At 61.1% G+C, this 18,027-nt stretch carries 16 protein-coding genes; 8 read left to right on the top strand and 8 right to left on the bottom strand.

Annotated features, from left to right (window positions below):
- From X726_RS156985 to X726_RS157010, 6 genes are all read right to left on the bottom strand, one after another.
- A partial coding sequence (locus X726_RS156985) for a Gfo/Idh/MocA family oxidoreductase (RefSeq protein WP_023669478.1) occupies positions 1–537 on the bottom strand: 537 nt, incomplete at its 3' end.
- A gap of 35 nt (positions 538–572) precedes the next feature.
- A complete protein-coding gene (locus tag X726_RS156990; RefSeq protein WP_023669477.1) occupies positions 573–1,634 on the bottom strand; it encodes an ABC transporter ATP-binding protein in 1,062 nt (353 codons plus the stop codon).
- Between the two features lies 1 nt (position 1,635).
- Complete coding sequence (locus X726_RS156995; protein ID WP_023669476.1) at positions 1,636–2,727, bottom strand: ABC transporter ATP-binding protein; 1,092 nt, start codon at positions 2,725–2,727, stop codon at positions 1,636–1,638.
- Positions 2,724–3,755: a sugar ABC transporter permease gene (locus tag X726_RS157000; RefSeq protein ID WP_023669475.1), complete on the bottom strand. Its 1,032-nt coding sequence runs from the start codon at positions 3,753–3,755 to the stop codon at positions 2,724–2,726. The genes X726_RS156995 and X726_RS157000 overlap by 4 nt, the downstream gene beginning before the upstream one ends.
- On the bottom strand, positions 3,752–4,612 hold the full coding sequence (locus X726_RS157005) for a carbohydrate ABC transporter permease (protein ID WP_023669474.1): 861 nt from the start codon (positions 4,610–4,612) through the stop codon (positions 3,752–3,754). The genes X726_RS157000 and X726_RS157005 overlap by 4 nt, the downstream gene beginning before the upstream one ends.
- Positions 4,613–4,693: 81 nt before the next feature.
- Positions 4,694–6,307, bottom strand: coding sequence for an extracellular solute-binding protein (locus X726_RS157010; protein ID WP_023669473.1), 1,614 nt, complete (start codon positions 6,305–6,307; stop codon positions 4,694–4,696).
- Between the two features lie 355 nt (positions 6,308–6,662).
- Between X726_RS157010 and X726_RS157015 the strand changes: the two genes are divergently transcribed.
- The 3 genes from X726_RS157015 (at position 6,663) to X726_RS157030 (ending at position 10,291) form a co-directional block, all read left to right on the top strand.
- Entirely contained in the window at positions 6,663–7,691 is a 1,029-nt protein-coding gene (locus X726_RS157015) for a LacI family DNA-binding transcriptional regulator (protein ID WP_023669472.1), read from the top strand.
- A gap of 416 nt (positions 7,692–8,107) precedes the next feature.
- On the top strand, positions 8,108–8,998 hold the full coding sequence (locus X726_RS157020; RefSeq protein ID WP_023669471.1) for an adenylate/guanylate cyclase domain-containing protein: 891 nt from the start codon (positions 8,108–8,110) through the stop codon (positions 8,996–8,998).
- Positions 8,999–10,030: 1,032 nt separating this feature from the next.
- Complete coding sequence (locus X726_RS157030) at positions 10,031–10,291, top strand: hypothetical protein (RefSeq protein ID WP_245260004.1); 261 nt, start codon at positions 10,031–10,033, stop codon at positions 10,289–10,291.
- A gap of 276 nt (positions 10,292–10,567) precedes the next feature.
- Here X726_RS157030 and X726_RS157035 read toward each other — a convergent pair whose 3' ends face one another.
- Complete coding sequence (locus X726_RS157035) at positions 10,568–11,539, bottom strand: EamA family transporter (protein ID WP_023669468.1); 972 nt, start codon at positions 11,537–11,539, stop codon at positions 10,568–10,570.
- 163 nt (positions 11,540–11,702) lie between these two features.
- Between X726_RS157035 and X726_RS1000000171625 the strand changes: the two genes are divergently transcribed.
- The 5 genes from X726_RS1000000171625 (at position 11,703) to X726_RS1000000172370 (ending at position 16,166) form a co-directional block, all read left to right on the top strand.
- On the top strand, positions 11,703–12,290 hold the full coding sequence (locus tag X726_RS1000000171625; RefSeq protein ID WP_050588529.1) for a CGNR zinc finger domain-containing protein: 588 nt from the start codon (positions 11,703–11,705) through the stop codon (positions 12,288–12,290).
- Between the two features lie 273 nt (positions 12,291–12,563).
- Complete coding sequence (locus X726_RS157045; RefSeq protein ID WP_023669466.1) at positions 12,564–12,767, top strand: CsbD family protein; 204 nt, start codon at positions 12,564–12,566, stop codon at positions 12,765–12,767.
- Between the two features lie 174 nt (positions 12,768–12,941).
- The gene (locus tag X726_RS157050) at positions 12,942–14,429 is read left to right on the top strand and encodes an ATPase domain-containing protein (protein WP_023669465.1); all 1,488 of its coding nucleotides are present in this window, start codon (positions 12,942–12,944) and stop codon (positions 14,427–14,429) included.
- Positions 14,426–15,466 (top strand): sensor histidine kinase, encoded by a 1,041-nt coding sequence (locus tag X726_RS157055; RefSeq protein WP_023669464.1) that lies wholly within the window; start codon positions 14,426–14,428, stop codon positions 15,464–15,466. Before X726_RS157050 ends, X726_RS157055 begins: the two co-directional genes overlap by 4 nt.
- Positions 15,467–16,046: 580 nt before the next feature.
- Positions 16,047–16,166 carry a DUF3606 domain-containing protein gene (locus tag X726_RS1000000172370; RefSeq protein ID WP_306413631.1) on the top strand — a complete coding sequence of 40 codons (120 nt, stop codon included), beginning with the start codon at positions 16,047–16,049 and terminating at the stop codon, positions 16,164–16,166.
- An 81-nt stretch (positions 16,167–16,247) separates the two neighbouring features.
- Here X726_RS1000000172370 and ligD read toward each other — a convergent pair whose 3' ends face one another.
- Complete coding sequence (gene ligD / locus X726_RS157060; RefSeq protein ID WP_023669461.1) at positions 16,248–18,017, bottom strand: DNA ligase D; 1,770 nt, start codon at positions 18,015–18,017, stop codon at positions 16,248–16,250.
- Between the last annotated feature and the right edge of the window lie 10 nt (positions 18,018–18,027).

Here is an 18,027-nt window from a genome sequence, read left to right as displayed (position 1 = left end):
CTGAAGGAAGGTCTGCCAGTGCGGGATCGCATGCATGTCGATCTGCGCAAAGACGATGTCGCCCAGCGCGCCGCTCTCGATGATCTGCTTCAACACACGCATCGATTGGTCGTAGCGCATGTTCTGATTGACCGAGAGGATCTTGCCGGACCTGGCCGTTTCGTCGCGCAGCTTCACGGCTTCATCGACCGACAGCGCCAGTGGCTTCTGCGCCAGGATCGCTTTGATGTGAGGCTGCTTCAGCGCATGGCGAATCAATGCCGGCTGCTGGTCGGGCGGAAAGGCAAGGTCGACGATCTCGACCTCAGAATCCTCGATCAGCTGTTCCGGCGTGTCGTGGACGGTCGGAATGCTCCAGCGTGCAGCTACCTTCTCGGCGCTGGCCTTGGTGCGCGAAGCGATGGCGACGACTGGGAAACCGGCCTGCGCATAGGCGGCAAGATGGCATTCGGCCATGATCATGCCGGCGCCGATGCAGCCGATACGGTATTCTTTCGTGCGGACCTTCACGTCCGGCTCGAAGCCTTCGCTCGCCATGTCTTCCTCCCGCAATTCTGTTTTCGCAGCCGCGATCATCTCGCCAACGCGCCTCCGTCCTGCCCGAAATAATGCACCCGGGCCGGCTCGCAGGATATCGCTACCACCGCATCCGGCCTGATGTCGGGCTGGCCGCGCAGCAGCGCCTTCAGCCGCGCCTCTCCGGCGGCGAGCGTTACCACCGTGTAGCCGCCAAGGGGCTCGACCTCGAATACGCGCGCCGGGCGGCCAGCGCCCCCTTCGACCCAGGGCCCGACCTTGATGTCCTCCGGCCTGAGCCCGATTTCGATCGCGTCGGCCGGAGCAGCGCGATCGTCGATGCTGACCGTGCCTTCGGCGGCCTCGAGGCCATCTTCGCCGCGAACGGATTTGAGGATGTTCATCATCGGCGAACCAAGCAGTCGCGCCACATAGGTGTTCGCCGGGCGGTCGTAGATCTCGGACGGGGCGCCGATCTGTCGGATCCTGCCATTCTCCAGAATCGCGATGCGGTCGGCGATCGACATCGCCTCTTCCTGGTCATGGGTGACGTAGATCAGCGTCTTGCCGAGTTCGCGCTGGATGCGCTTGAGCTCGACGCGCGTTTCCTCGCGCAGCCGCGCATCGAGCGCAGAGATCGGGTCGTCCATCAGATAGGCGTTCGGGTCGCGCACCAGGGCGCGGGCTATCGCCACGCGTTGCCGCTCGCCACCGGAAAGCTGCGCCGGCGGCTTGTGCAGAATATGGCCGATGTGGAGCTTGGCGGCCACATCGGCGACACGCGTTTCGATCTGGGCCTCGGCGACCTTGCGCTCGACCAGCGGGAAACGCACATTTTCGCGCGCGCTCATATGCGGGAACAGCGCCAGGTTCTGGAACACCATGGCGACATTGCGCTCGGACGGCGAGACGGTGTTGACCGGTTTGCCGCCGATCAGGATCTCTCCGGCGTCAGGCGTCTCCAGCCCGAGCACCAGGCGCAGGATTGTCGATTTGCCCGCCAGCGGCGGCCCGAAGAAGCAGAAGAATTCGTTGTCATTGACGGTGAACGAGGCGTCGTCGACGGCGAGCGTCGTGCCGTAACGCTTGCTGACATTGCGAAAGACGATATCGGCCATGTCAACCTGCCTTCATCGCAATGCCGCTGCGGGCATCGAAGACACGCACGGACGATGCCACGGGGGCGACGACGGCAAGCTCGCCGATCGACAGTCCGACAGCATTGTCGAACACCGCCTTCACGGCGGTCTCGCCATCGCCGAGATGGACGATGGTCCTCGCGCCGATCCGCTCGACGAAGCTCACCGGCATGGCGAGGCCCTGCCCGCTCTGCACCAGCGACACCTGTTCGGGCCGGAAGCCGTAAAGCACCTCAGAGCGCGATCCGCGCAAGGTGGCGGCCAGCGCATCCGGCAGCGTCGGCGTGACCCCCAGTGGCCCGAGATCGACCACCAGGCCCCGGTCGCTCTCCGCCGGCCTTCCCTTCAGCAGGTTCATGCCCGGAGCGCCGATGAAGCGGGCGACGAAGACATTGGCTGGATTGTTGTAGACTTCCAGGGGCGTTCCCACCTGCTGCAGCACGCCGTGATCCATGACGGCAATGCGGTCGGCCATGGTCATGGCCTCGAGCTGGTCATGGGTGACGTAGACCATCGTCTGCCTGAACTGGCGCTGCAGCTGCTTGAGCTCGGTCCGCATTACCGCCCGGAAGGCGGCGTCTACATTGGACAGCGGCTCGTCGAGCAGGAAGATCGCCGGCTCCATGATCGCCGAGCGTCCGATTGCCACCCGCTGCAGGATGTTGACCGAGAGCCGGTCGGCCTTGCGGTCGAGCAGCGGCGTCAACTGCAGCAGCTCGGCGACGGCGCCGACGCGGCGGTCGATCTCGGCTGTCGCCGCACCGCGCATCCGCGGCCCGTAGGCAAGGTTCTGGCGCACCGTCATGTGGGTGAAGATGGCGTAGTTCTGGAAAACGAAGCCGACGCCGCGGCGGCCCATGGGCACGCCGGCCATGTCGCGCTCGCCAAACAGGATCTTGCCGCTGGTCGGCTCTTCCATGCCGGCGATCATGTTCATCGTCGTCGACTTGCCGCAGCCCGAAGGCCCGAGCAGCGCCATGAACTCGCCATCGGCGATGTCGAGGTCCATGGTCTTCAGCGCCGTGAACTCGCCAAAGGTCTTGACCAGGTTGCGCAGCTGGATCGCGCTCATGCCGGCACCAGCCTTGCGCGCGCCATGCGCTTCATGGCGAATACGGCAACGATCGAAAGCACGACCAGGATGGCCAGCGCGATCGCCGCCACATAGCCCCAGATCAGGTCCTGCGTCGTGACCTTGTAGATGTAGACGGAGATCGTCTCCGTGGCGACGCCGGGGCCGCCGCCGGTCATGATGTAGAGCGTGTCGAAGATCTTGAAGTTCTCGATGACGCGGATCGCCAGCGCGATGATGACGATCGTCTTCATCTTCGGCAGCACGATGGTGACGAAGCGCTGCCACGGGTTGGCGCCGAGCAGGGTCGCCGCCTTGATCTGGTCCTGCGGCACGCCGACCAGGCCGGCAAGCAGGATCAGGAACATCAGCGGCGTCCACTGCCAGATATCGGCGATGATCACCGCGATCAGCGCCAGTGTGGGGTCAGACAGCCAGGCGATGGTGACGCGGGAACCGCTGAGTGCCGACAGGATGTCGTTCAGCGGCCCGCCCGACTGGAACAGCATGAAGAACATGTAGCCGGCCACCGCCGGAACCACCATCATCGGCATCAGCAGGATCGAATAGAAGACCCGCTTGCCCGGAAAATCGTCCGCGAACAGCGTCGCCAATGCCAGGCCAAGCAGGAATTCGACGGGCACGCACACGACCATGACGATGGCCGTGCGCCTCAGCGCGCTCCAGAAGCGCGCATCGGCGGCAAGGTCGGTGNGCACGCACACGACCATGACGATGGCCGTGCGCCTCAGCGCGCTCCAGAAGCGCGCATCGGCGGCAAGGTCGGTGTAGTTGGCGAAGCTGTTCCACATCTCCCATGCGTTCCACCAGCCGAGGCCGGAGAGCGGCGACCAGTCGGTGACGCTGATGTAGAGCTGCATCAGCAGCGGGAAGACGGAGATGAAGAGCACCAAAACCTGCGCCGGCAGCGTCAGCCGGAATCCCAGCCGCGCTCCCTCGTCCCGCAGCGCGGGCTTGCCAAGCGCGGCCTTTGCGTCCTTTGAGACAGTCACGGTCACCGCGCTCATTGCTTGAGCGCGCCGAACGTCAGTCCGCGCACCAGATGGCGCTGGATGGCGATGCCCATGATGACCGGCGGCACCGCGGCGATAAGACCGAGCGCGGCCTTGGCGCCATAGAGCTGCCCGGTCATCGAGGAGGACAGCGAGGCCATGTAGACCGGGATCGTCACCCATTCACGCGTCGTCAGCAGCAGCGCGATCAGATAGTCCGACCAGTTGAGGATGAAGACGAAGAGGGCGGCGCTGGCCAGCGGTGCGCGCATCATCGGCAGCGTGATGCGCGTGAAGACGCGCAGCCGCGAACAACCTTCGACAAGCGCCGCTTCCTCGATCTCGCGCGGCATGTCGTCGAAGAAGGTCTTCATGAGCCAGAAAGCGAACGGCAGGGTGACGATGCCGTAGATCAGGGCCAGGCCAAACCAGCTGTCGGTGAAGTTCAGGAAGGCCCACATGATCATGACCGGGATCATCACCGCCATTGGCGGAAACAGCCTGAGCTGGATCAGCGCCAGCGGCAGGTTCTGGCCGGAGCCGAAACGCGACAGCCCGTAGGCCGCAGCCGTGCCCGCCGACATTGCGATCGCCGTGCCGAACACCGAAGACAGCAGCGACGACAGGATCGGCTTCAGCGCGGTGCGGTCGAGCGCCACGATCAGATTGTTGTTGGACTCGCCGAAGACGAACTGGAAATTGCCGAGCGTCGGGTTCTTCGGCCACCATGTCAGGTCGGCGCCGGTCGCCGACCATTCGGCGATCGGCTTGAAGGCCATCGACACCATCCACAGGATCGGTACCAGCGTCACCGCCATCGCCGCGAAGATCGCGGCGTAGCGGAATATCTCGAAGGGGACGGAACGCTTCATCTGGCTGCTTTGCTGGTGGCGTTGACTGCGGCGGGGAGGAACAGATGCTCCTCCCCTCCAGCGCTGATCCAGGGAAACGGATCAGCTGATCGGGTCGAGAACCGTCGGCCAGGCCTCCTTGTTCGTCCTGATGGCTTCGAGCAATTTGTCCTCGCCGATGCGGCGGGCGATCTTCTTCCACTCCGCTTCCGTGTCGGCCATCGCCTGTTCCGCTGTCTTGGCCTTGGTCAGCGACGCCATCAGATTTTCGTCCAATGCGTTGTGGAAGGCGGTGGCGCCGGGATAGTTGATCGTCGGCACCGTGCGGGCGACGGTCTCGCGCACCACGTCGATGTGGTAGGCGTGGTAGGTCTGGCGCACCAGCGGATCGGAGAAATCCGAGAGCCGGAACGGATCGAGATAGCCGCCCGGATTGGCGCTCATCCAGGCATAGATGCGGGCGGAGCCCAGCCACTGCAGCAAAAGGTAGGCGACCTCCTGGTTTTTCGACTGCGACGAGACCATGCCGGTCAGCGAGAACCACAGCACGGAACGGCTGATCAGCTTGCCGTCGACTTCGCGGCCGGGCGGCAGCATCGAGCCGATCTTGCCGGTGACGGCAGAATCCTTGTTGCCGGCATTGTCGAGGAATTTCGGCAGGTTCGAGAAGGCGCAGGTCATCGCCGCGCCGCCCTTGGCGAAATTTCCATACTGCTCCGGCCAGCCCCAGGAGATCGCGTCCGGCGAGTGATGAACCAGCGAGCCGACATATTCGTTGGTGGCGGCAATGCCGTGCTCGGAATTGATCAGCGGCTTGCCGTCGTCGCCGAACAGGAACTGGTTGGGCGATGCCATCGAGACATAGCGCTGATACCAGTTGGTGTAGCCCCAGCCCTGGTTGCGCAGGTCGGTGGAGCCGAACAGGCCCTTGTCGGGCCGCTGGAAGAAGCCCGCGATGTCACTGTGCTGCTCCCAGGTCTTCGGCGGCGCCAGATCGTAGCCGAATTTGTCCTTGAACGCCTTCTGCTCGGCAGCGTCGCCGAACAGGTCGGTGCGGTAGACCCAGGTCTGGAAGTCGCCGTCCAGCGACACGCCATAGTTGGACCCGCGATATTTGTTGAGCAGCGACACGCCCTTGGCGCCGTCGACATAGCCGGTCTTGGGATCGTCCCATTCGGGCTTGTACTGGGCGACGAAGTCGTCGAGCTTGGCGATGCCGCCGGTCTCGGCAAGGTCGCCGAGGCGGTTCCATTCCGTCGAGTAGATGTCATAGGCCCCACCCTTGGTGGAGATGTCCTGCATCGTCTTGGTGAATTCCTGGCCGTTCGGCAGGCCGACGATCTCGATCTGGATGCCGGTTTCCTTTTCCCACAGCTCCTTGATCGACGGCGCACCCGCAGGGAAAGGCTGTGTGAGTTGGCCAATCGAGCCATCCGACAGGCCAAGCACGATCTTGGCCGGTGCCTTGCCAGCTCCCTTCAAGGCCTTGGCCGCCTCAACGGCACGGGCTTCCGGCGTGTCGGCGCCATATTGATAGCGCTCGGCGCCCTCGAAACCGGTGGGACCGCCTACCATGCCTGGCGCCAGCGCGTCGGCCGCAACGGCACGGCCGGGACGGATGAATTGCGGTGCGATACCGGCCGCAGCCACGAACGCCGCCGCCTTCCCTCCGGACGCCAACAAGCCGCGTCGCGATATGCGGATCAAATCAGACATTGGAATTCCTCCCTCAGGGCCGATGTTTCCTCCACGAGCCCGTTGAGGGATATTGACGGCAGCACCGGAAGGCTGTCAACATCATAAATACTCAAAATACATCGTAACACCGCAACCGCGGAGAAAATACGTCATGCAAAGGTCGACACACGGGCTCAATGCCTCGATTTGATGGGAAATCTGCCTTTCTGGCACGCGACTATCACGCCGGGCGACGCGATTTAGCCCAACCTCCTTGCGCATCGGCTAAGGCTCGATACATCATTTTCCATCAGAATCGCTGATGGCTGGCAGCTGTGGCCGTCGGACGGGCTAGCGGCATTGTGCGATCTGATGCATTGAGGAGATGAAGACGGTGCGTTCCACCTTGACTGACATAGCCCGGGAAGCCGGCGTTTCCGCCGCCACCGTCGACCGCGTGCTGAACAACAGGCCCGGTGTGCGGGCGCGCACGCGTGAGATCGTGCTCGAAATGGCGCAGCGCCTCGGCTACATCGCGGAAGGCCCGAACGGAGCGCCGCCCAGGCCCTCACCTGGAGAGGTCATCCGTCTCGACTTCGCCCTGCCGGCCGGCACCAATTCCTTCATCAAGATGCTGCATCGACACATCGAGGCGCAGGCCCTAGCGCGCCCCGATCTTGACGTCCACATCGCCACCATAGAGGGCTTCAACCCCGACCGGCTCGCCCGCCTGCTGCAAGAATTGCGTGGACAGACACAAGGCGTCGGCGTGATCGCGCTCGATCATCCAACGGTGCGCGAGGCGATCCGCTCGCTGTCAGCCAATGACGTCAAGGTGGTGACCATCGCCTCCGACATCCTGCATGTTCCGAGAGTGGCCTATATCGGCATCGACAACCGCGCCGCGGGGCGGCTGGCCGGCTATCTGCTCAACCGCTTCATGGGATCCGAACGCCCAAGCAAGGTGGCGCTGTTCGCCGGTTCGCTGTCCTACCGCGGCCATGAGGAACGCGAGATGGGATTCCGGCACATCTTGACCGAGGAGTCGCCCAACCTCAAGATCGTCGAGATGCGCGAAATGCTGGATGACCGAGAGAAGGCTTATTCGGAAGCATCAGCGCTTCTGGACCGGCACCCCGATCTTGCCGCGATCTACAATGTCGGCGCCGGCAACACCGGCATCGCTCGGGCGCTCAAGGAGCGTGGACGCGCCAAAGACATTCTCTTTCTCGGCCACGAGGTGACAGACGGCACCAAGGAACTTTTGTTGGATGGGACGCTCGATGCGGTCATAGATCAAAATCCGCGCGTCGAGGCGCGGGAAGCGCTCAACATTTTAAGCCACTCTGTCAGGCACCTGAACTATGAACCGCATCAACCACGACTTCAGGTGATCTTCAAAGAGAATATACCTGAAATCTGATCAATGGATCCGTGATCGTATCGCAAAGCACAGCGTTGGCGTCGCCACCGGTCCCAAATACGAACGAGAGCCCGAATGATCTCGTCAAAGCCGCCGATCTGGCACTATTCCGTGCGAAGTCGGAGGGCCGAGATCGGGTCGTGGTTGATGGTGCATGAGAAGGCCGTCGCCCGTTGCAACTCGGTCAGCCTTTCCGAACCTAAAAAGACCAAGTCCACTCATAGCACCGAAGTCGCGAACGATTGGGGCGAAGAGGGTTCTGGATGTCGGCACGAAGCCGACGAATGGCATACGCCCGTCCGTCCGCGACGATCACCTGAGGCATCGCCCCGGCCCCAGGCGCACGAGCAGATATGTCGCAGGCAACCTCGTGTGTTATACACGCACGCTGACTTTTTGGGTCGGACACGAGATCGATGGACCAGGAAACGCTTCTTGCCGCAGTCCTCTTAGCTGATGTCGTGGGCAGCACGCCACTCTATGAGCGGATCGGAGACGATGCCGCTCTACAGCAGGTCTCGGATTGCCTGGACACGATGCGCGAGATCGTCGCCAAACACGGTGGTGATTTCATTTACTCGAAGGGCGATGACATACTCAGCCTCTTCGAGAGCCCGGAAATGGCGCTGACGGCCGTCTGCCAAATCAGCCACCAACTGACTAAAGGTCCGTTAAGCGCCCGTATCGGATTGCATTTCGGGGCGGTCATTCGCGCGCGGGGCGCGATATTCGGTGACGTTGTCAATGTCACCGCAAGGTTGTCCACCACGGCGAACCCCGGAGAGGTGCTGATCAGCCAGAGCTTCTGCGAAGCCCTTTCCCCGAGAAGCCGCAAGGGCCTGCGGCTCCTCGACAAAATGGCCTTGAAGGGGAAGCAAGAGTTCTTCGATGTCTATACCCTGTGGAGCGACGATGGGGGCCCCGGTACGCAGATCACCAGCCATGGCGCCACTACAGATAGACGCTCGGTCCTGCCGCGGCAGATTCATCTGGTCATCCGCTACAGAGATCAGCTGCGATCCTGTCGAAACGGCGAATCCGTGACAGTCGGCAGATCGGCGGAATGCGATATCATCGTCGAGCGGCCCTGGGTATCGAGGCGCCACGCCGCCTTCACCATATTGAATGGCAGAGCTCGGCTTCTCGAACGAAGCTCTTCGGGCACATTTGTGTCCATGGGACTGGGCCATGAAGTATTCGTACGCCGTGAAGATATTATCCTCTTCGGCTGCGGCGTCATCTCGCCTGGAGTGAAGTCGGCACTCGACGAAGCCCAGCTTCTTCACTACGAAATTGTCTCGGATTGACCCGGCCCGGCTACTAGCTCGACCGGTTTCGAGGTGGTTCGCTGCGCCCTCAATGTCGCGCCGTACTCTTTGACAGCCATTGGAATCGACCGTTCACAAATGTGCCAAGGCCAATCCAGGAACGTCTGCTCTCGAAGTTGGACTGCGAAGAGCTGACCTCCGTTTCCCTCGCTGAGTTCGACGGAGCCGCGGGCCGGTGCATCTCCCTCGCAGCATGCGGAGTTCTATCTGCTCCTAAGCCACATTCGGCAGGTGGATGGCTTCGGCAGCAAGCTGGCCCGCTCGATCGATGACGCGCTAGGTCTTGCCGCGAAAAGGCCGGTGCGTGGGAATTGTGCTGGACTGTCGGCCAGACAATGAGCTGGCGACGGGAGCGGCCGGCTGAAGCGGGATGCCCGGACCAATTCCCTGCCCTGTGTCGCCTTGATATCCCCAGGTGCTGAAGGTCAGCACCGGCTGTTGCAGCCCGGGGTCGACGAACGCTTCATCAGACCATTTGCGCCGCAATAGCTCCTCGAACACCTGCGAAGGCTCGCGATTGGGCTACCGTCACGAAAATTGGCCCAGAAGCGCAGACCACTGACATATCGCGGCGTCGAGATGGAGCTCGATACCACCGTCTTTGCAGCACCGGGGAAAATTCCTCTTGGGCCGATCGAGTTCAAGTTGCTGCGCCACATGGCTCGAGAATCCTGAAAGGTGATCAGCCGTGATGAATTCATCGCAGCTGGCTGGTCGCAGAAAGCCAGTGTGAGCGCCCAGGTGGTCGACGTTCACATGAGCCAGTCGCGAAAGTTGTTGAAGCAGTCGTCGCAGAGTTGCCATTCGCACCCTGCGGCTTGCCGGCTATTCTCTCGAAGACACTGCGGGCTGACGATCTCGGCGATTGGGTTCAGAAAGGTCGCTGCGTGAGGCCGCAAGGGGACCGACCCAATGGGAAAGGTCTTGGCAGCTAGGGGACTTAACGCCACCGACATTGCAGCCGGGCGCTGCTCTAATCGAGAGAAAGTCTGGGCGTATAGAACAAGCGACATGAGCGTGTCGGATTGTTTGCATTCAAACGACCTTTGCGACGTTATCCGTGCCTTCGCCTTGCTGGTGCCGGAGGAAATCATGACGTCGCCCGACAATTCGGTCGAACTCGTTCGCGACAAGAAGTGGACGGTCCGCATCACCGCCTACGGCAGCACCCTGACGTTTCCGTTCGAAGCAGAAAGCTATGCACGTTCTTATGCCGATGGTCAGGCATTCCGTCTCGGCGTTCAGGTGGCGGAACTGAAGCGATGCGGCTGACACTTTGTCGACGCGTTGGCGGATAGCCTGCATCGCGATCGGAACGAATAGGTCGCTGATTGCAGCCTCGCGATTTTTCCATCAAATCCCGCCTGCAATCTTGACAGCAACTCGGCAAAATCCCTCGCCGACTAGTGTTGTCATATGAGCTGGAGCTTTCCTCGCCGCCGGTGGTAGGCGGGATACGCTGCCGGGACAGCCCTCTTTTCGCATAGACGCGAACCTTGTGCTTTTCCGTCTCAAGGCTGATTGGCGGCTGGATGCGCGCGCCGTCTTTCATATTCTGCCATCAGCCCGCGCGGAGCGTGGAATCAACGGCGGGGAAGCGGATGATGTTTCCTGTTTGCGCTCGCGTAGCGCAAGAAACGCTGCGAAGAGCATGATAGCCATGCCGATGATGTCGATCAGGCTAACCTCCTCGCCGTAGGTGATGATGCCAAGCACGACGGCAATGACGGGTGAGACGAAGGCAAATGCTCCGGCGCGCGAGGCGCCGATTTCGTGCAGGAGCCGGATAAATAGAGTGTAGCCTATGAACGAACCAAACAGCACGAGGAACAGCCACCCGACCCAGGCCGGCCAGCCCCAATTGCCTTTTAGAGCCGCGGTCGCGCCTGGCTCCACAACGAGTGAGATGAGAATTAGGAATGCGCCCCCGAAAAGGGTGGTGAAGCCGGCGATGAAGTCCGATGAATATACCTCAAGAAGCGGCCGCGCGAGCACCGAGCCCCATGCATAGATTAAAGCTGCCGACGCCACCGCTGTCATCGCCAGCAGCCGGAGCCCCCTGCCCTGCTGGTCTGCGTGTGTCCAACTAGCATAGGCTTCGGGCCCGAACAGGACGCACAGACCGGCCGCACCGAGCAAAATCGCAAAGAGCTTGCGGCCGTCATAGCGTTCGTCCCCCAGAAGCAACGCAAACCCAAGCAGCGTGACGGGGGTCAGCGAAAGCTCAAGAACAGCCGCGGTGCCCGTATCGACGTAGAGCATGCCCCAAAAGAGTGGGCCATAGCAAAGCGGAATCATGAACAACGTAACAACGAAAAGACGCGGCCAACTCCTTTTCGCCACCCGTGGTAGAGCAGCGCCCCTTAGGCGCGTCGCGCTGAGGATCAGCAAGCCGGCTACTGTAAAACGCGTGCCTGCGAACATCAGAGGCGGCACGGTGGCGATCCCTGCCTTGATACCGATCCACGTGGTGCCCCAGATCACACATAAAACCAGAAATGTCGCTGTGTTGCGGTTCATCGGAAGCAGCCTTCGCTGGGCGTTGTTGGTTCGTCGTAACGGCCAAAAGACGTTTATTTCGTTACAACGGCCTCTTGCCAATACGGTTCCGCCAACCGATGTTTCCGGGATGGATGGTGCGAAGACTATCGTCGACATGCGCATGGTTGGAGGTCACCCCTGCTTGGACTTCGTCAACACGGTCGACGCGCGACGCGATGTGTGGGGGCCAGACCTCTTGCAGACCTATGCCGACCTGGTCGTCTGGGCTGGACGTGCCGATTTGATCGACGTCGATGAGGCGCGAGCACTGCTCGCGCAGGCTCCCGCCCGCCCGCTCCTTGCGGAGGCGGCATTGGAAAAGGCCAAGATTTTGCGCGAGGCCGTTTACGCGGCTCTCCAGGCCGAGGCGGCAGGCGCCCGGGTGCCGGACGATGCCTTGCAAATCGTGCGCGATGCAGTCGCCCTAGCCCTGCCGAAGCGCTCGCTTTTCCCGTCCGGCGACCGCCTCGCTTGGCAGTGGACCGACGCAGCCAGTCTGAACACGATCGGCCACCGCGTGGCCTTTGAGACAGCCGAGTTTTTGGTGTCCAGGAATGACCGCCGCCGCGTGCGCGAGTGCACCGGGCCGAACTGCGGTTGGCTTTTCATCGACACCTCGCGTGGCGGGCGCAGACGGTGGTGCTCGGATGAGAGCTGCGGCACACGCAGCCGGGTAAGGCGCTTCAGGGCAAAAGCCGCAGGGAACATGGCTCCCGACAGCAAGAATTAGTATCTGACGCCAGGCTTGGATGACCAACGCAGCATAGTTGGCTTCACGCTATCCCTGTCGCTGTTTGTCCAACGAAGCTGGTCTCGCGAGCGACTGTGGCCAAGAGTGTGGAGAACACAGCCGGCGCGGCAAGCCATCATCGCGTTCCAGAGCGGGTTGCTTCGGGGCCGCCTACCTCGCCACGCTTCGATCGGTCGATCTGCTCAAACTTGACGGGAACTCCGGTAGCGTTACGGCGTTTTTCTCAGTCCGAAACAAACAAGGATAGGTGCCATGGACTGGAACCGTGTCGAAGGCAATTGGAAGCAGGTAAAGGGCAAGGTCAAGGAACAGTGGGGCAAACTCACAGACGATGATCTGGACCGTATTGCCGGTAACCGCGATCAGTTGGAAGGCAAGATTCAGGAGCGCTACGGCATTGAGAAGGACCGCGCTCGGCGCGACATCGATGACTGGTATGGCCGGCAAGGCTGGTAGGTCGCCGGTTCCAAACTGAACTTGAAAAAGGGCTCCGAGAGGTACGGCGCCCTTTTTTGCCGCGTTTCTTGTCGCCTTTTCGTGAGTCTCACGACAAGGGCGCTCACCGAGAGACGTGGAACCGCGAAAGGTGCCCGTCGTTATCTGGTTCTCGAAATTACATTGGGGGATTAGTTGGACAGAGACGACGCCTCGGCGATCACAACTGGAGTTAGCGGCCTCGACTACATTCTTCGTGGCGGCTACGCCAGGAACCGCTCCCATCTCATCGAAGGGAAACCAGGTTCTGGAAAAACCACTCTTGGCCTCCAGTTTTTGATCGAGGGCGCCAAGAATGGCGAGACATGCCTTTACATCACTTTGTCAGAAAGCAAGCGCGAACTGCTCTCGGTTGCTGGCCGTCACGGCTGGGATCTGAAGGGGGTGCAAATTCTTGAACTTGTGCCGCCGGAGCTCAGTTTCGATCCTGCGCAGCTACAGACATTGATCCATTCCTCGGAATTGGAACTCGGCGAAACCGTGCAGTCTGCCATGGCCGAGATCGGACGCGTCAGACCCGATCGCGTGGTGTTCGATTCGCTCTCTGAAATTCGACTTTTATCGCAAGGGTCACTGCGGTATCGGCGCCAGGTGTTGGCATTGAAGAGCTTCTTCATGCTCAACAATGTGACGGTGCTTATGCTCGACGACCTGACCGCTGAGCAGGATGACCTCAATTTGCATTCGATCAGTCACGGCGTCATTCGGATGGAGCAGCTGTCGCCCGTCTATGGTGGAGAGCGTCGGCGGCTACGCGTGATCAAAATGCGCGGCGTGCAGATCCGGGGCGGCTTTCACGATTTCGTCATTCGCCCAGGCGGCGTTATCGCCTATCCGCGGCTCGTTGCAGCCGAGCATGAGGTGGCCGAGCATGATACGCCGGCCATGAGCAACAACCGGATCGACACCCTGCTTGGCGGCGGGCTGGCCCGTGGTACCAGCACGATGCTGATGGGGCCGTCTGGCGTTGGCAAGTCTACCATTGCCTGCACCTATTGCTATGCCGCACTCGAGCGTGGCGAGCGTGTGCTGGTGCTGTTGTTTGACGAGACAAAGCGCATCTTCTTGGCGCGCGCCGCCGGGCTCGGCATGGACCTGGAGCCGTTTGCCGAGGACGGCACGCTGATGCTTGAATCTGTCAATCCGGCTGAGCTTTCACCAGGCGAATTGTCTTCGCGCATCCAAGCGGCCGTCGAAGAATCCAATGTGCGGATCGTCGTGATCGACAGCCTAACTGGCTATCTCAATGCCATGTCCGAAGAACAACATCTGGTGCTTCAGATGCACGAGATCCTCACCTATCTCAATCAGAAGGCAGTGGCGACGATCCTGCTGTTGGCCAATCACGGGCTGTTTGGGCAAACGGCAGCGCCGGTCGACATGACCTATCTCTGCGATTCCATCATGCTTCTGCGCTTCTTCGAGAACGCAGGTCAGTTGAGACGCGCGATTTCCGTTGTCAAGAAACGTGTCGGCCCCCACGAAGAGACGATTCGTGAGTTTAAAATCGGCGGTAACGGCGTGGCCGTAGGTGAGCCACTGGAACAATTCCGCGGCATCCTGATGGGATCTCCGGAATTTGAAGGCAAGCCGACAGACCTTCTGAGGGATAAGGCGCTGTGATGTCGTCCAGCCCCGCCGTTCTCGTGCTGGCGCCGCTTGGCCGTGACGCGAGGATCGCGGCCTCCATCCTGGCTACAAACCAGATTGCCTCGCGTGTGTGCGGCAGCTTGGAAGAGGCAGTGCCGCTTCTCGACGAGGCTCAGTGCCTTGTCGTGGCCGAGGAGGCCCTGCTCAGTTCCGATCGAACGCAGTTTGCGGCCTGGCTTGAAGCCCAACCCGCATGGTCGGATTTTCCGATCGTGCTTCTGACGATGCGGGGGAACGAAGTCGACACGCGGATGGCATTTCTGGACCGCTATCTGATCGTGCTTGAACGGCCATTTCTGGCTTCGAGCCTCGCCAACTCGGTGCGCTCCGCCTTGCGTGCCCGCGCCCGCCAGCGTGAGGTCCAGTCCTACATCGAACAGAAGCGGGAGGTCGCCGATCGGCAGAAATTGCTCATCCGCGAGCTGCATCACCGCGTCAAGAACACGCTGGCCAACGTTCGCGCCATGATGGGCGCGACGGCCAAGTCGAGCGGCAACGTCGATGATTTCGTACGCGATTTTTCAGCCAGGCTCGTTTCCCTGGCCCAGACCCATTCGATGCTTACCGACGATTATTGGCAGACTGCCTCCCTGCACAAGCTGCTCGAAAGCGAGCTTGACCACTATGAGACGCGCGACAGGCCGCGTATCGTTCTGGAAGGCCCGAACGTAGCGCTAGTCGCCGACATTGCGGTCCCTGTCGGGATGGCTTTCCACGAACTGGCCTCCAATTCGTCGAAGTTTGGCGCGCTTTCGCAAACGGGAGGCCGCCTTGATGTCCGCTGGTCGTTAGGCGGGTCCGGCGATACACAGATCGTCAATCTTGACTGGCGGGAACGAGATGGGCCGAAAGTCGAGCAGCCCAGTCGCCGGGGGTTTGGCACGACACTTCTGGAAAAAGTCGTGACCGTGCAATGCAACGCCAAGATCGAATTGAACTACCATCGTGACGGCTTGCAGTTCACCATGGCCTTGCCGTTGCGAAACACGCGCCTTGTGCCGGCTTACTGAGCGGCAACGGAAAGGCTGGCTGGGCGCCGCGATAGGGATTAACTGAGCGTCACTCGGCAGGCTGGTCTAGCGCTTTAGCCAAAACATCAGTTCCGAAAAAGACCGCCTCTATATCTCCCATATGCCTCTGCAACATTGCGAGAGCTCCGGCGTGGTCTATGCGGCCGACCTTGGTGATGAAGTCGAACTCGTGCCGCGGCGCTGTGACCCGGGTCATGCGTCCTAGACGAAACCTTGGGCTCCCGGAGCGCAGTTTTGTCGCCTTCGTGGTCACCCCCCGCCATTTTGCTCACGATCCTCGTTGATAGCCCGGATGCGCATCTGAATCATCTGCGACCCGTCTGGGTTCCGACTGGCGTCGTAAAAAACCAAGAGGCCCGCAGACAGGCTCGATCGACGGTCAGCTATCCCGAACAGCAAACGAAATCACCCTTGCCTTTGGCCAACCAACTTTCGCCAGATCACCTTCGCAATGGCTGCGGCCCCAGTACGGTCGGACAGCCCGCGCCTCTGGCGGCCGAAGTGAGGCGCCGGGAACATACAACGTCGGTCGTTGTTTCTCTGATCAGGAGGAAAGATGATGGCAGACGATAAGAGCAAGCGTGATTTTCGAGATCGCAACCGTGTATCAGTCGATGAAGATTATGAGGTTGGCTATTTCGCCAAACAGCATCGTATCACGCCAGAACGCGCGAGCTAATCAGAGAACACGGCAACGACCGGAAGAGGCTCGGACGCGAGGCAAGGAAACTCGCTGATACCGGCTGATGGTCGCGACGCATCACGCGGCTTTTCGACGAGCGGGTCTGAAAGGCTGCGCGAGCGTGAAAACGTCTGGCCGGATGCCCGCCTCGACTTGCTTCCATGTGACCGGGTGGGCAATTGGGAAGCCGGGCCGCGCTCGCGGGGAAAAAGCGCCTATTGCGGTATTGCCCTGTCCGTTGCGGAGATAGTCGAGAAAGATCCGGCCTCCTCGGGCTGCGGGGTCAGCTGACAACAGGTATCGGTCAGGATCGGTATCAACCAGACGGTGGGCGAGCGACTTGGCCAGTTTCCGGGCGCTGTCATGGGTCATCTTCGCAACGAGCGGGGCCATCAAGTGGATGCCTTTGCCGCCAGTGACCTTTGGCCAGCTCTCCAAGCCTGCCGCTTCCAAGATGCCCCGTAGCGCCAGCGTGGCCTCGATCACATCGTCCCATGGAACGCCTTCTCCGGGATCGAGGTCGAGGACGAGCCGGTCCGCATGTTCGATGTCATCAATCGTCGCGTTCCACGGATGAAGCTCAACGGCATCCATCTCGACCAAGCCAAGCAGACCATCCATGTCATCTATCCATACCCGAATGCCTTCGCCGCCTTCGCGCTTTTGAACCCGGAGCTGATGTACGGACGCCGGTATCCGAGGTAGCGGTCCCTTGTGATAGAAGGTTGCGCCGGAGGCGTGGCGGACCAGCTTCAGCGGTCGCCGAACCAGATCAACTAGAGCTTGATCAGCGACCCGCCGCCAATAGTCTGCCAGCTCTTCCTTGGAAGGTGCAACCGCATCGGGTAGCAGCTGGAGAATGTTCTCGCGCGGGACGCCGTGTTGGCCTTCCGACCTCCGCTTGGAGGGCGACGGAGGCTTGGGCGGGATTGCCTGAAGGTCCTCGCGGAGTCCCTTGAAGACCGCCTCACGCAAGATGCCCCGGTCCGACACGCCACTGAATTGCACCTCGGCAAGAACGTCTGGTTCGACCCATGTCGCCTTGGGCTTCTTGATCGGCTCCGACAGCGGTGACTTGGCGGTTACAAGCGGATCAAGCCGCTCCCTAACGCGCCGGGCTGCGTCCAGCGTATAGCCGGTCTGGGCCTTCCCGGCATAAAGCAGCCGGTCGCCCTCTCGCCTGCCGATGTACAACGATGCGATGCGGCGCGGCTGCGCGCCAAGTTTCTCGACGAAAGCCACGATTGGAAAAGTGTCGCTCTTGACACATTTGACCTTGACCCAACTGGTCTGGACGCCCGAGCGGTAGTGAGCATCCGCTCGCTTGGATACGATTCCCTCTATGCCCATCCGGCAGGCATGGTCGAACATATCATTGCCGTTCACCTCCAGATGCTCGGCATAAGTCAGGGTTGGCTCGGTTTCGGTCAGCAGCTTCTTCAGCGCAGCCTTGCGCTTCACTAACGGTTGTTCCCGTAGATCACGGCCATCGAGGTACAGGAGGTCGAAAGCGTAGAGAGTCATCCGCAGCGAACTTGGGTTGCCCAGCTCACGTTCCAGGGCTTGATAGTCCGGCAGGCCGGTGTCGCCCAGGACGACAGCTTCACTATCGATGATAGCGGATTTGACCGGCAGGCTTGCCGCGGCCTGAACAATCCTCTTGTAACGGTGGGACCAATCGTGGCCGCGACGTGTGAATGCTCGCGCCTTTCCGCCTTCAACGACCAGCTGCGTCCTGTAGCCGTCATATTTGATCTCGTGAAGCCAATCTCCGCCTTCGGGAGCTTTCTCGACCAGTGTGGGCGATTGGAACTCGATGAACGAAAGCCGGTCAATGGCACTGGTCATATGCTCGCGA

It is taken from the genome of Mesorhizobium sp. LSJC285A00, from assembly GCF_000503155.1.
Classification (GTDB): domain Bacteria; phylum Pseudomonadota; class Alphaproteobacteria; order Rhizobiales; family Rhizobiaceae; genus Mesorhizobium.
The sequence above is the reverse complement of the archived record's forward strand: the minus strand, read 5'-3'. Positions and strand labels throughout refer to the sequence as shown.

Coding starts and splice junctions, on each gene's coding strand:
- X726_RS157010 (WP_023669473.1), bottom strand. CDS start 6,307: ATGTCTGATTTGATCCGCATATCGCGACGCGGCTTGTTGGCGTCCGGA.
- X726_RS156995 (WP_023669476.1), bottom strand. CDS start 2,727: ATGAGCGCGATCCAGCTGCGCAACCTGGTCAAGACCTTTGGCGAGTTC.
- X726_RS157045 (WP_023669466.1), top strand. CDS start 12,564: ATGGACTGGAACCGTGTCGAAGGCAATTGGAAGCAGGTAAAGGGCAAG.
- ligD (WP_023669461.1), bottom strand. CDS start 18,017: ATGACCAGTGCCATTGACCGGCTTTCGTTCATCGAGTTCCAATCGCCC.
- X726_RS157020 (WP_023669471.1), top strand. CDS start 8,108: ATGGACCAGGAAACGCTTCTTGCCGCAGTCCTCTTAGCTGATGTCGTG.
- X726_RS157035 (WP_023669468.1), bottom strand. CDS start 11,539: ATGAACCGCAACACAGCGACATTTCTGGTTTTATGTGTGATCTGGGGC.
- X726_RS157030 (WP_245260004.1), top strand. CDS start 10,031: ATGAGCGTGTCGGATTGTTTGCATTCAAACGACCTTTGCGACGTTATC.
- X726_RS1000000172370 (WP_306413631.1), top strand. CDS start 16,047: ATGGCAGACGATAAGAGCAAGCGTGATTTTCGAGATCGCAACCGTGTA.
- X726_RS157005 (WP_023669474.1), bottom strand. CDS start 4,612: ATGAAGCGTTCCGTCCCCTTCGAGATATTCCGCTACGCCGCGATCTTC.
- X726_RS156990 (WP_023669477.1), bottom strand. CDS start 1,634: ATGGCCGATATCGTCTTTCGCAATGTCAGCAAGCGTTACGGCACGACG.